The organism is Parvularcula dongshanensis, from assembly GCF_014199615.1.
GTDB lineage: Bacteria > Pseudomonadota > Alphaproteobacteria > Caulobacterales > Parvularculaceae > Parvularcula > Parvularcula dongshanensis.
The window spans coordinates 25,299-36,900 of record NZ_JACHOB010000005.1 but is presented as its reverse complement, the minus strand read 5'-3'; the positions used below and the strand labels follow the sequence as shown (position 1 = coordinate 36,900).

The window sequence follows — 11,602 nt, the reverse complement described above, 5'->3', positions numbered from 1 at the left end:
AGCGGCAGGCAGGCATGGACATCGCGACGACAGAATCGCCCGTGCGCAGCGAACGCCTACGGCCCAGCGGTGCGCGTCCCTTCGGGGCTTTCGAGCGCATGGTGGCGCTTCGCTACCTCGGCGCGACGAAGCGCGGGGCAGGCATCAGCTTCATTACCGTCGTCGCCTTTGCGGGCATCGCGCTGTCGGTCGCGACGCTGATCGTCGTGATGAGCGTGATGCAGGGCTTCCGTACGACGCTCCTCGACCAGATCCTCGGCGTGAACGGCCACGTCATCGTCTCGGGGGCGGGGCCGGGGCTCGGTGATGCCGAAGGCATCGCGGACGCGATTCAGCCGTTGCCGCGCGTCGTGCGCGCGAACCCGATCCTCCAGGTCCCGGCGGGCGGTACGAACGGCGACGAGCTGATCCCCATCGACCTCGTCGGCATTGCGCCGGACGCGCTTCGCGGCATCGACGAGGTGGCGGGGCCGGATCACCTGCTGTCCGGCAGCTTCGACACCTTCGGGGAGGGGCGAAAGGGGGGCAACGAGGTCGCCCTCGCCTCCGGCGTGGCCGCGCAGCTCGGCCTTCGGGCGGGGGACGTCGTCACCTTCCTCGTCGCGGGCGGGGCGGAGACGGTGATGGGATCGCAGCCCTTCACGACCAAGGACTATCGCGTCGGTGCCGTCTTCTCGATCGGGAACTCGCAGTACGACGCGCTGCGCGTCTACATGCCGATCGAGCAGGCGAGGGTGCTGACCCGCGGCCGGATCGGCGAGCAGGTCGAGGTGCGCATTACCGACCCGCAGAACCCGACGGCGGTACGCCATGCCGTTGAGCAGGCGGTGGGGCCGGGGCTCTACGTCCGCGACTGGCGAGACTTCAACGCGGGGTACTTCCACGCGCTGCAGGTCGAGCGGTCCATGGTGCGGATCATCCTGTCGCTACTCGTGCTGGTCGCGGCGCTCCTGATCGTCTCGAACCTCGTCATGCTGGTGAAGGACAAGACGGCGGACATCGCGGTCCTGCGCACCATGGGCGCGACGCGGGGCGGCGTCCTTCGCATCTTCTTTCAGTCGGGCATGATGATCGGAGTCGGCGGGACGCTGATCGGGGTACTCCTTGGCGTCCTGATCACGCTCAACATCACCACGATCGAGAACACGTTGTCCGCGCTTTTCGGGATCGCGCTGTTCAACCCCGAGGTCTACTACCTCGACGAGATCCCGGCCGAGCTTCAGGGCGGCGAGATCACCTTCGTCGTCCTCTGGACCCTCGTTCTGTCGGCCGCCGCCTCGCTCTATCCGGCGTGGAAGGCCGCGCGCCTCGATCCGGTGGAGGCGCTTCGTTATGAGTGAGCGAGTTCTGGAGATCGCGGGCCTGGTCCGGCGCTATGGCGACCTTACGGTCCTCGATGGCGCCGACCTGACGGTCGCCGCCGGTGAAACCGTGGCGCTTCTGGGACCGTCTGGGTCGGGAAAGTCCAGCCTGCTGCACGTCGCCGGGCTGCTCGAGAAGCCGACGGCCGGGGAGGTCCTCATCGAGGGCCAGCCGACCTCGGCGCTGCCCGACCGTGCCCTGACAGCATTGCGGCGTGACCGCATCGGGTTCGTCTATCAGTTTCATCACCTGCTGCCGGAGTTCGACGCTCTTCGAAACGTCGAGATTCCGATGATGGCGGCGGGCGTGCGCCATGACGAGGCCGGGCGGCGGGCGAAGGCGCTGCTCGAATCCATGGGTCTCGGCGAGCGCTTGAGCCATCAGCCGGCCCAGCTTTCCGGCGGCGAGAAGCAGCGGGTCGCGATCGCACGCGCGCTCGCCAACGAGCCGGCGCTGCTGCTGGCGGACGAGCCGACCGGCAACCTGGATCAGGACACCTCGGGCCGCGTCTTCGAGGCGCTGAGGGGAATGATCGCCGCGCGGGGCCTCTCGGCGCTGGTCGCGACGCACGACCGGAACCTCGCCTCGCGGATGGACCGGATCCTTACCATCAAGGGCCGGAAACTCGTGCCTGCATAGAAAAACGCCCCGGAGGGGGCTCCGGGGCGTCAGTCCGAGGTCGATCTGAGCTTAGTGGCCCGGATCGTTCAGCTCGTCTTCGGCGTCGTCCATCGAGTCTTCGAGGTCGTCGCCGGCTTCGTCCATCTCGTCGCCGATCTCGTCGACGCCGTCTTCGATGCTGTCGCCAAGTTCCTCAGCGTTCTCTTCGATCGGCTCGTCGCGTTCACCGCAGCCGGCAAGGACGCCGAGACCGAGCAGCGCCGCCAGGGTGGTGACGGCCATTTGCTTCTTCATGGTGGATTGCTCCCTTCGTTACCCGCCATTCATCTAAGCGGGCGCAGTACCCTCGGCAACAAGCTGGCGCCGTCGCGCCGAGCAACACACGAACTCGTCACTCCGCAGCGGCCATCTCGGCCTCGTAGGTCTCGGACGCTGCGAGCCAGTCCTCCTCTGCCTCCGCGAGCGCTTCGGACGTCCGCGCGCGGGTCTTGGAGAGCTCAGTCGCCCGATCGATGTCGCGGTCGAACAGTCCCGGTTCGGCAAGCGCCTCGTCGATCTTGGCGATCCTTGCTTCGGCTTCCTCCATGCGGCGCTCCGCGGCGCGAACCTTGTCCTTAAGCGGCTGGAGGGACTTCCTGCGCTCGGCTGCGGCGCGGCGAGCGTCCTTCTGACTTGTGCGGTCGTCTGCCTTCGCCTCGGACGACCGGTCGCTCGCCGCCGTCCTGTTCGCCGCGAGGACCCGGTCCCGGTAGTCGGTGATGTCGCCGTCGAAGGGCGTCACCGCGCCGTCCTTTACCTCCCATAGCCTGTCCGCCGTCGCCTCGGCGATGTGCGCGTCGTGGGTGATGAGGAGGACGGCGCCCTGATACTCGGCCAGCGCCTCGATCAGCGCGTCGCGGCTGTCGATGTCGAGGTGGTTGGTCGGCTCGTCGAGGATCATCATGTGGGGGCCGTCGAAGGCGATGAGGCCGAAGAGGAGCCGCGCCTTCTCGCCGCCTGACAGCTTCTCGACCGCCGTGTCCGCCTTGTCGGGGCCGAAGCCGATCTGCGCCGTCCTGGCTCGGACTTCGGCTTCCGTGCCGTCCGGCATAAGCTCGCGCACGTGATCGTAGGCGCTCCGCTTCGGCTTCAGCTCGTCGACTTGGTGCTGGGCGAAGTAGGCGACCTTCAGCTTCTTGTGCTTGTAGACGTGGCCGTCGAGCGGGCTCAGCCGCCCCGCGATCGCCTTCACCAGCGTCGATTTGCCCTGACCGTTCGCGCCGAGGATGGCGATGCGATCGTCCTCGTCGACGCGCAGGTTCAGCTTCCGAAGGACAACCGTGTCGCCGTAGCCGAGCGTCGCTTCGGCGAGCCGAACGAGGGGCGGGGCCATGGCAGGCTTCGGGTCCGGGAAGACGAAGGGGATCGTCCGCTCCGCGACGGGGATGTCCACCGTCTGCAACTTCTCGAGCGCCTTGAGACGGCTTTGCGCCTGACGCGCCTTCGACGCCTTGGCGCGGAAGCGGTCGACGAAGGCCTGCATGTGCGCCCGCTGCGCCTCGACGCTGGCGGCCTGCGCGGTGGCGAGGCGCCGCTGCTCGACGCGGCGCTGCGCGTACTCGTCGTAGGTGCCGGGCTGAATGGACAGTTTGCCGTGCTCCAGCGCCAGGATGTGGCTGACCGAACGGTTGAGGAGGCCGCGGTCGTGGCTGATGACGATGGCGGTGTAGGGATATCGCCTGAGGTAGCTCTCGAGCCAGACCGCGCCTTCGAGGTCCAGGTAGTTGGTCGGCTCGTCGAGCAGCAGGAGGTCCGGCTGGGCGAAGAGGACGCCCGCCAGGGCGACGCGCATTCGCCAGCCGCCCGAGAACTCGGCGCAAGCACGGCCCTGATCCTCGTGGCCGAAGCCCAGGCCCGACAGAACGCTCGCCGCCCGCGCCTCGGCGGAGTAGGCGTCGATGTCGGCCAGGCGGGTCTGGATCCGGGCGATCTCGTGCCCGTCGGTCTCGGTCTCCGCCCGCGAGAGGAGGCTCGTGCGCTCCGTGTCGGCGGCGAGGACAGTGTCGAGAAGGCTGGCCTGGGAGGCGGGCGCCTCCTGCGCCACGAAGCCGAGACGGCGGCCTTCACGCAAGGTGACGCTGCCGCCATCGGCGGCGATCTCGTCGCGGATGAGGCGGAACAGGGTGGACTTGCCGGTGCCGTTCCGCCCGGTGAAGCCGACCTTCCAGCCGTCCGCGATCTGGGCGGTGGCCTGATCGAAGAGCGTGCGCCCTTCGATCCGATAGGTCAGGTCGTTGATGTTAAGCATGGGGGGCAGCTAGCCCCCCACGGTCACTTCCGGAAGGCTCTGCCTTCGTTGACCCGGGTGAGCCCCTGGACCGAACGGATCAGCACCCAGAGCCAGCTCAGACCGAGTATGACGACGCCGATGCCGAAGACCGGGATGGTGAGCGTGCCGACCACGACCCAGAAGACGCCCCACCAGAAGATGGCGATCTGCTTGTCGTAGTGGTCGCGGAGCCAGTCGGGCGCGTTGCCACGGAAGACGTAGGCCAGCACGGCGCCGATGACGAGAGTGAGGCCGGTGAACAGCGCGACCAGGTAGAGCACCCAGATCGCCGTGACCTTGCCGCGCTCGTCCTCTCGCCGTTCGGCGAGTTCGCGGTCGGCACTAAGGGTGGGATCGGTCACAGCGACTCCTTTCATCGTTAGTCGATAAGGAGGTGGGATCCGAACCCTAGATCTTCAAGAGGTGGCAGCGCCTATAGCTGACGCTGCTTACATGCCGTATAATTCGACTGAAAAAGTATTACTCAAGAACCGCTATATTCAGATGTCGTTCGTCGCGACGGTCTGCGCTAGGGTTTGGACAGGTTCGTTAGGATTGGCGACCGCGTCCTCTTTAGCTGAAACCCATGCCAACATGAATGTGGCGACGAGGGCGGCGGCAGCGGCGGTAAATGCTCTATCCATAAATCGTACTCCGTTTGAAAGCTACTCAGTGATTGCTTGCGTTTTAGCACGATATCGCGCGAAGTTCAAACTCCCGTTACGACCGCCGGGGGCATTCGAACTAAACTCGGACGGCCGCTCTGTCTCATAGGCGTTGCTGCTGTGTCGCATCGTGGTAGTCAGCGCGGCGAAGCCTGGTTGTTCCGGAGTTTAGTCTTGCCGATCCCCGTATTGATGCCCGCCCTGTCCCCGACCATGGAGGAGGGGACGTTGTCGAAGTGGCTGAAGAAGGAAGGCGACGCGGTCGCCTCAGGCGACGTGATCGCCGAGATCGAGACCGACAAGGCGACGATGGAGGTCGAGGCGGTCGACGAGGGGACGATCGGGAAGATCCTGGTCGAGGAGGGCACGGAGGGCGTGAAGGTGAACGCGCCGATCGCCGTGCTGCTCGAAGAAGGCGAAAGCGCCAGCGACATCGATGAGAACGCCCTCGGCGGGACGGCTACCGGCAGCGAGCCGGAACCGGTCACGCAGGAGAACGAAGGCGAGGGAAGCGGCAAGCCAGAGTCGGGCGGCACGGTCGCCGAGACGCCCGAAAACGCACCCGCCGCCGCGGTCGGCCCCGAAGTGCCCGAGGGCACCAAGATGATGGACATCACGGTCCGCGACGCCCTGCGCGACGCCATGGCTGAGGAGATGCGCCGCGACGAGGCCGTCTTCGTGATGGGCGAAGAGGTCGCGGAGTATCAGGGCGCCTACAAGGTGACCCGCGAGCTGCTGCAGGAGTTCGGGCCCGAACGCGTGGTCGACACGCCGATCACCGAGTACGGCTTTGCGGGCCTGGGCGTCGGCGCGGCCTTCGCTGGGCTCAAGCCCATCGTCGAGTTCATGACGTTCAACTTCGCGATGCAGGCGATCGACCACATCATCAACTCGGCCGCGAAGACCCGCTACATGTCAGGCGGTCAGATGGGCTGCCCCATCGTCTTCCGCGGGCCCAACGCCGCGGCGTCGCGTGTCGCCGCACAGCACAGCCAGGACTACGCGCCGTGGTACGGCCACGTGCCCGGCCTCCTCGTCGTCGCGCCCTACAGCGCCGTCGACGCGAAGGGCCTCCTCAAGGCCGCCATCCGCAACCCGAACCCGGTCGTCTTCCTGGAGCACGAGCTTCTCTACGGCGAGACCGGCCAGGTGCCGGACCCGTCCGAGTTCGGCGACGACTTCATCTTGCCGATCGGCAAGGCCAAGGTCGCGCGCGAAGGCAAGGACGTGACGATCGTCTCCTACGCCCGTGGCATGATGTTCGCGCTCGCCGCCGCAGAGCAGCTGGCGAACGAGGGTATCGACGCGGAGGTCGTCGACCTTCGCACGATCCGTCCGATGGACACTGAGACCATCGTCAAGAGTGTCCAGAAGACGAACCGCCTGGTCACCGTCGAAGAGAGCTGGGCGCCGATGGGTGTGGGTTCCGAGGTCGCTTGGCGTGTCGTCGACGCGGCTTTCGACTACCTCGACGCGCCGCCCGCCCGGGTGACGCAGAAGGACGTGCCGCTGCCCTACGCCGCCAACCTCGAAGCGATGAGCTTGCCTGACGCGAATCGTGTCATCGAGGCGGTCAAGAAGGTCATGTACCTCTAGCCTGCGAGGATCGGGGACCGTGTTCGACTTCCTGTTCAATCCGAACGGCCGGATCAGCCGGAAGGGTTTCGTTCTCGGTTTCCTGCTGCCCTGGCTCGCACTGACGGTGTTGCTGCCGTTGGTGCTGCCCAGGGGTGGCCTATTCGCGCTCCTGAATACGGCGATCAGCCTCTTCTACCTCTGGCCCTCATTCGTCGCGGTGCCGGTGCGGCGTCTTCACGACCTGGGCCTCAGCGGGTGGTGGCAAGTCCTCGTCCCCCTGTTGGGCATCGTCGGCATCGGCATCGCCTTCACCGGAGCGATGGGGGCCTATGACGGGACCGCGCAGGAGTTCACGCAGGAGATGCAGGGCATGACCCGCATCGAGCAGCGAGCCTACCTTGCCAACATGGTGAAGGCGTCGCCGCTCGGCTGGCTCGGACTGATCATGCTGCTGACATGGATCTTCGAGTACCTCGCCTTCGCCGTGCTGCGCGGGAAGCCAGCGGAGAACCGCTTCGGCAACGATCCGCTGCTCGGCGGACGCGGCTTCGCGGACTGAGTGGAGCGTCTCGCGGCGGCACTTCGGTTCTACGTCTCGCCCCGCGGCCGGGTCGGGCGCAAGGCCCTCTTCTTGTGGTGCTTCGTGCCATTCGTCGTGCTGGCCGCACTCGCAGATCGCGCGAACAACGCGGCCGTCAGCACCGCGTTCTGGCTCCTGGTCGCCTGGCCGCTCTTCGTCGCGCTGCCCTGGCGGCGAATGCACGACATGGAGCGGCGGGGCGCCTGGAACCTCGTCTTCTACGTCTTCTACGCCGTCGGCTTCGCCTTCTTCCTCGGGGAGTACGCCGCGTCGGAGGGCGGATGGGCCGCCCTGTTCGACGGTACCCCGCCGCACACCGTCGACCGTGACCTGACGGCGTCGGGAATGGGCGGTTTCTCGACGGTCCTGATCTTCCTGCCGATTCATCTCGTCTGGCTCTACGCCATCTCCGGACGAGCCGCGGAGAAGGGCCGCTCTGTCTCATAGGCGTTGCTGCTGTGTCGCATCGTGGTAGTCAGCGCGGCGAAGCCTGGTTGTTCCGGAGTTTAGTCTTGCCGATCCCCGTATTGATGCCCGCCCTGTCCCCGACCATGGAGGAGGGGACGTTGTCGAAGTGGCTGAAGAAGGAAGGCGACGCGGTCGCCTCAGGCGACGTGATCGCCGAGATCGAGACCGACAAGGCGACGATGGAGGTCGAGGCGGTCGACGAGGGGACGATCGGGAAGATCCTGGTCGAGGAGGGCACGGAGGGCGTGAAGGTGAACGCGCCGATCGCCGTGCTGCTCGAAGAAGGCGAAAGCGCCAGCGACATCGATGAGAACGCCCTCGGCGGGACGGCCGCGGAGCCGAAGCCGCAAGCGACGACCGACAGCGGCGAAGGCAAAGGCTCGACCGAGCCCATGGCCGCCGCCGGCGCCGGGACGCCGACCGCAGAGGGCGATACCGGTCCGGTCAGTCAGGAAGGCCGATCGAGCGAAGCCGTGCGATCGTCCTACGGTTCGGGCGGCGGCAACGAGGCGTCCTCTCATACCTCCGTCACGAACGGCGCCAGCGGGCGTCCAGCGCAGCAAGGGCAGGGGGGTCGCGTGATGGCGTCCCCGCTCGCAAAGCGCATTGCGAAGAACGAAGGCGTCGATCTCTCGGGCGTTCAAGGTACCGGTCCCCATGGCCGGATCGTGCGTCGCGATGTGGAAAAGGCGCTGAAGGAAGGGCCGACTAAGAAAGCACCGAGCGCGGGCGCGCCGTCTCCCTCGCCGATCCGCACGCCCGCGACCGGCGTCGACGAGCGGCTGTACCCGGCCGAGGGCTACGATCAGATCAAGAACGACGGCATGCGCAAGACGATCGCGCGCCGCCTCACCCAAAGCTTCCAGGAGGTACCGCACTTCCCGCTGACAGTGGACTGCGAGCTGACGGCGCTCATGGCTGCGCGCGAACAGCTCAACGCCGCGGCACCGGCAAAGGGCGAACCAGGCTACTACAAGATCTCGGTGAACGACTTCGTGGTGAAGGCAGCGGCCCAGGCGTTGATGGCGGTGCCCGGCGCGAACGCCAGCTACACGGACGAGGCGATCCTTCGGCACAAGCATGCCGACATTGGCGTCGCGGTCGCGATCGACGGCGGCCTGATCACCCCGATCGTCTGGAAGGCCGAGACCAAGGGCCTGAAGCAGATCTCGGAGGAAGTCCGCGACCTCGCAGGCCGCGCGCGCTCGAAGAAGCTCAAGCCCGAGGAGTACCAAGGCGGCACGTTCTCGGTCTCGAACCTCGGTATGTTCGGCATCAAGAGCTTCAGCTCCATCGTGAACCAGCCGCAGGGCGCGATCCTGTCGGTCGGCACGGCGGAAGAACGCGCCGTCGTGCGCGGCGGTCAGGTAGTGCCACGGGTGATGATGACCGTAACGATGACCTGCGACCACCGCGTCGTAGACGGTGCGATCGGTGCCGAGTTCATCTCGGTCTTCAAGCGCTTCGTCGAGGCGCCCGCATCGATGCTGCTCTGACCCTCAAAGGTCGTCGACGAGGCGCGCCACGCGCTTCGCGACGGCCTTGGGCGGCTTGGTGCCGTCCACCCGGTCCACATCGGTCATCTTGTCCATCGCGGCGATCTGGGATTCCAGCATCGCCGCACCGGCGAAGTGATGCTGTCGCTGCGTGAGGCGCCGTCGCAACTCTTCGGGGGGAACGTCCAGCAAGACGAAGCCGATCTCTCCGGGCAGCGCGGTGCGGAGCGCGGCCCGGATCGTCAGGTTCAACGCGGAGCACGCAAGGACGGCCTTGTCGGGCGCTTCCGCCGCGATGGCTTTACCGATGCGCGCGATCCACGGCAGCCGCTCTTCGTTCGTCAGCGCGCCACCCTCGCTCATCTTCTCGACGGCGGCTTCGGAATGATAGGCGTCGCCTTCGAAGAACGGCACGCCGGCGATCTCCGCCGCGCGCGTGCCTATGGTGGTCTTGCCGCAACCGGACGGCCCGATGACAACGAGCGTCTTCACCAAGCTACGCTCGGGATCGTTTTCGACAACATAGATTGTGCGATCATCGCGCAGTAGGCCTTCGGTAGTCGTGGCGGCACCTTGCCGCTTCCTAAAGCCGGTTTCCAGGCCGCCTGCGGGCCGATGACAGTCAGAGTGACTAGCTTGCCGCACATTGGCCCGAGCGACCTTGCCTGTGAGAGACTCCTCGAAACCACCGCCGCCCGGGGCGCGGTCGGTATGTACTTAGCTTGCAGGCCGATCGGCACGGCTAGCGAACCCCACTCTGCTCAACGCAGGTTGGCAGTGATTGCATGAAGCCAAGCTTGAGCCCAGTCATAGGCATACGGAGCGTGACTACGCCAGGATCGCCAGACCCGAGCGCAACGGTAGCGGTCCGTAGGCGGTTCAGGCACGAAATCGCCGGCGCAGCGGGACCGCATAGGTCCCGTTCAGCGCGCTTCCTCCAAGTACCTTCGATCTTATCATTACAAAGATCGAGGTCAGCATGATCCATCTTCGGATCGAGACGTCGAGAGGCGCTGCGAAGACTGCTGAGATACTGATCTCTGATCTTTGCGTCGCCAGATGCATTTTACCCAGCCGTTGAGCTTCTCTGTCCCTGCGATCAAATGGCGATATGCCAACGCCAACGGTTCGGTGACTGACGAATACGGCCCCTGCCCGGCCGGTGCTTGCCTGGGGGTACTCTCCCTGATTTCCGCTACGAAAACGGGTTCATGCTTTTCGTTGCGTCGTCGCGAGCGAGCGACAGCAGTCCGGGGTCCGCGAGCAGTTGTTAGATCGATCTCTATGACGTCCTGCACGACAACGTGCAGCGGCTTTCGCTCTTCTCTTGCGACAGTGGCGCTGTAGTTCCTGAACGTCGGACAGTTCGAGCGTGCAGGAACCTTCTGCTGTAAAGGATTGCAGCACATGGACCAGTCATTCGGGTTCATCGTAGTATTCGAGGACGCACTTACCGCTTGCCGCGATCGACCTCCCGTCATTTGCGGCTTTACTGGTCCAGACGCCCGTCAGCGTCTGGACCATTTTTGGCTCAGAAGCGAGGGGTAGCACACCGATCTGAAGAATCTACGAATACTGTTGGTGCACAGACGTTGCTCTGATATCGCCAGAAGCGGTTCGAGAAAGCCTAGGACGGTCATTTCGGTGGCGAAAATCACGTAGTTCGGACGACCGGTTCGGAGGTTTGAACACGTTGCCTATCGTCGAACCGCATTCCACGTAGGAAGAGCTCTGGCTCTGAAACATAGTCCCGATGGATAGGCTCTAGGCCGATGGACAAGCCTACTCGAAGAGACGCCAGACAGTACCGATTGCAATCTGCATCGACGCGATCAGGTTAGAGCTATCGAGACCTTGAGGGCAGGCGGTCATTCGCCTTCGTTCTGCGCCTCGACCGCCTCGATGATCGTGCGGGCGGAGAAGATCTGGGGGGGCGAGGTCACACCGGGAAACGAAGCTTCGTCCCCCGATCCGGTCTGTATGATCAAACGAGTTTGGTAGAAGGTAGGTCGTCTCCAACGTTCTTGAACTTGGTAGGGAACGCCGCTGCCGCCGAAGCCACCGAAGTCCTGACCAGTCATGACGTCGGGTGTGTCCCCGATATCGCTGCTAGAGTCAGCGGTCCTGCTGTCGGACGCGCCTTCATCGTTCAGGAAGGGCCCTGTCCGCGCCCGGAGGTCACCCCCCTTCCCTCGCTCGAACATCCTTGTGTTCGTGTTCAAGACCGCGAACCACTCCCCGCCCTGTTCGATAGTGAGCTCGGCGGCGCGTCTCAGCGCGTAGCGCGCCACGACGTCCTGCGGCATCTTCGGCGTACCGACATACGCGATCTCGAAGCGGTCCTGGTCGCCGATCTGCGTCGAGCTGTACCCAGCACCGCCAGCTCGGTCAGCCTCACGGTAGGCATTTTGGTTTCCGGTGGCACAGGCAGACAAGGCGATGACGATCGTTGCGGTCGTGAACCAACGCATGGTGACCTCCTTCTTCCACTACCCTCAGGCCGTATGACCCAGTGAACCGATGT

Annotated in this window: 11 protein-coding genes; 6 read left to right on the top strand and 5 right to left on the bottom strand. The window is 65.3% G+C overall.

Features of this window, described 5'->3' with window-relative positions:
* Positions 1–14 precede the first annotated feature (14 nt).
* Both GGQ59_RS11165 and GGQ59_RS11160 read left to right on the top strand, forming a co-directional pair.
* Positions 15–1,340 carry a lipoprotein-releasing ABC transporter permease subunit gene (locus tag GGQ59_RS11165; RefSeq protein ID WP_183818603.1) on the top strand — a complete coding sequence of 442 codons (1,326 nt, stop codon included), beginning with the start codon at positions 15–17 and terminating at the stop codon, positions 1,338–1,340.
* Positions 1,333–2,001, top strand: coding sequence for an ABC transporter ATP-binding protein (locus tag GGQ59_RS11160; RefSeq protein ID WP_183818600.1), 669 nt, complete (start codon positions 1,333–1,335; stop codon positions 1,999–2,001). The genes GGQ59_RS11165 and GGQ59_RS11160 overlap by 8 nt, the downstream gene beginning before the upstream one ends.
* 51 nt (positions 2,002–2,052) lie before the next feature.
* Here the strand turns inward: GGQ59_RS11160 and GGQ59_RS11155 are convergent, their stop codons facing one another.
* The 3 genes from GGQ59_RS11155 to GGQ59_RS11145 form a co-directional block, all read right to left on the bottom strand.
* Positions 2,053–2,277, bottom strand: a complete 225-nt coding sequence (locus GGQ59_RS11155) for a hypothetical protein (protein WP_183818599.1) — start codon at positions 2,275–2,277, stop codon at positions 2,053–2,055.
* 97 nt (positions 2,278–2,374) lie between these two features.
* Positions 2,375–4,270, bottom strand: a complete 1,896-nt coding sequence (locus GGQ59_RS11150) for an ABC-F family ATP-binding cassette domain-containing protein (protein ID WP_183818597.1) — start codon at positions 4,268–4,270, stop codon at positions 2,375–2,377.
* Positions 4,271–4,293: 23 nt separating this feature from the next.
* Positions 4,294–4,653 (bottom strand): DUF4870 family protein, encoded by a 360-nt coding sequence (locus tag GGQ59_RS11145; protein ID WP_183818595.1) that lies wholly within the window; start codon positions 4,651–4,653, stop codon positions 4,294–4,296.
* Between the two features lie 477 nt (positions 4,654–5,130).
* Here GGQ59_RS11145 and GGQ59_RS11140 point away from each other — a divergent pair, with 477 nt between their 5' ends.
* The 4 genes from GGQ59_RS11140 (at position 5,131) to GGQ59_RS11125 (ending at position 9,078) form a co-directional block, all read left to right on the top strand.
* A complete protein-coding gene (locus tag GGQ59_RS11140; protein WP_183818593.1) occupies positions 5,131–6,552 on the top strand; it encodes a pyruvate dehydrogenase complex E1 component subunit beta in 1,422 nt (473 codons plus the stop codon).
* Between the two features lie 19 nt (positions 6,553–6,571).
* Positions 6,572–7,093, top strand: coding sequence for a DUF805 domain-containing protein (locus tag GGQ59_RS11135; RefSeq protein WP_183818591.1), 522 nt, complete (start codon positions 6,572–6,574; stop codon positions 7,091–7,093).
* On the top strand, positions 7,094–7,561 hold the full coding sequence (locus GGQ59_RS11130) for a DUF805 domain-containing protein (protein ID WP_183818589.1): 468 nt from the start codon (positions 7,094–7,096) through the stop codon (positions 7,559–7,561).
* A 65-nt stretch (positions 7,562–7,626) separates the two neighbouring features.
* Positions 7,627–9,078 carry a pyruvate dehydrogenase complex dihydrolipoamide acetyltransferase gene (locus GGQ59_RS11125; protein ID WP_183818587.1) on the top strand — a complete coding sequence of 484 codons (1,452 nt, stop codon included), beginning with the start codon at positions 7,627–7,629 and terminating at the stop codon, positions 9,076–9,078.
* A gap of 3 nt (positions 9,079–9,081) precedes the next feature.
* Here GGQ59_RS11125 and GGQ59_RS11120 read toward each other — a convergent pair whose 3' ends face one another.
* Complete coding sequence (locus GGQ59_RS11120; RefSeq protein WP_183818585.1) at positions 9,082–9,723, bottom strand: gluconokinase; 642 nt, start codon at positions 9,721–9,723, stop codon at positions 9,082–9,084.
* A 1,223-nt stretch (positions 9,724–10,946) separates the two neighbouring features.
* On the bottom strand, positions 10,947–11,549 hold the full coding sequence (locus tag GGQ59_RS11115; protein WP_183818583.1) for a CC0125/CC1285 family lipoprotein: 603 nt from the start codon (positions 11,547–11,549) through the stop codon (positions 10,947–10,949).
* Positions 11,550–11,602 lie beyond the last annotated feature (53 nt).

What these genes read in the sequence shown, in the direction of transcription:
- GGQ59_RS11165 (WP_183818603.1), top strand. Translation starts at nt 15, where the DNA reads ATGGACATCGCGACGACAGAATCGCCCGTGCGCAGCGAACGCCTACGG.
- GGQ59_RS11160 (WP_183818600.1), top strand. Translation starts at nt 1,333, where the DNA reads ATGAGTGAGCGAGTTCTGGAGATCGCGGGCCTGGTCCGGCGCTATGGC.
- GGQ59_RS11155 (WP_183818599.1), bottom strand. Translation starts at nt 2,277, where the DNA reads ATGAAGAAGCAAATGGCCGTCACCACCCTGGCGGCGCTGCTCGGTCTC.
- GGQ59_RS11150 (WP_183818597.1), bottom strand. Translation starts at nt 4,270, where the DNA reads ATGCTTAACATCAACGACCTGACCTATCGGATCGAAGGGCGCACGCTC.
- GGQ59_RS11115 (WP_183818583.1), bottom strand. Translation starts at nt 11,549, where the DNA reads ATGCGTTGGTTCACGACCGCAACGATCGTCATCGCCTTGTCTGCCTGT.